Annotated in this window: 1 protein-coding gene; it reads left to right on the forward strand. The window is 63.4% G+C overall.

Going from position 1 to position 748, the window contains the following annotated elements:
- Positions 1-82: 82 nt before the first annotated feature.
- A partial coding sequence (locus QSK31_RS48520) for an IS5 family transposase (protein WP_285691997.1) occupies positions 83-748 on the forward strand: 666 nt, incomplete at its 3' end.

Here is a 748-nt window from a genome sequence, read left to right on the forward strand (position 1 = left end):
AGAGGGCATCTGATCCTCGATCAGGTTGATTCGCGTTTGCCGGCTGTCAGCGGGCGTGCTGGTTCGTTGGCAGTACATGGGGATGGAGCGACGTCCATATCGATCGGACCTGTCGGATGCTCGGTGGGCGGTGATCGAACCGGTTCTGACGCGGTGGCGGGCTGCCCGTCCAGGGCTCGGGATCAACCGTCCGGTGCACAATCTGAGGGAGATCGTGAACGCGATCTTCTACGTCACTCGGACTGGGATTGCGTGGGAGTACTTGCCGCATGATTTTCCGCCGGCGAAGACGGTGTACGACTACTACGCCAAGTGGGAGAAGGACGGAACTACGCAGCAGATCCATGATCTTCTGCGTCGTCGGCTCCGGGAGGCGCAGGGTCGTGACGAGTCGCCGAGTGCGGCGGTCATCGACGCTCAGAGCGTCAAAACGTCTTGCAACGTAAGGGAATCCGAGCAGGGCATCGACGCGGCGAAGAAGATTAAGGGACGCAAGCGGCACATTGTCACTGACACGCTCGGGTTGCTGCTGGCCGTCGTGGTCACTGCCGCGTCGGTGTCCGACACCGCCGCTGGGCGCGGTCTGCTCGACGAGGTTGCTGTCGCGTATCCAACGGTCCGCAAGGTCTGGGTTGATGGCGGATATCAGGCCACGGTCTGGCGGCGCGGGGCCCAGCACGGCATCGACGTCGAGACGATTACCCGGCGCCCTGCGGAGAAGGGCTTCCGTCCTTTGCCGCGCCGGTGG

The sequence above is a fragment of the Actinoplanes sp. NBRC 103695 genome (genome assembly GCF_030269485.1).
GTDB lineage: Bacteria > Actinomycetota > Actinomycetes > Mycobacteriales > Micromonosporaceae > Actinoplanes.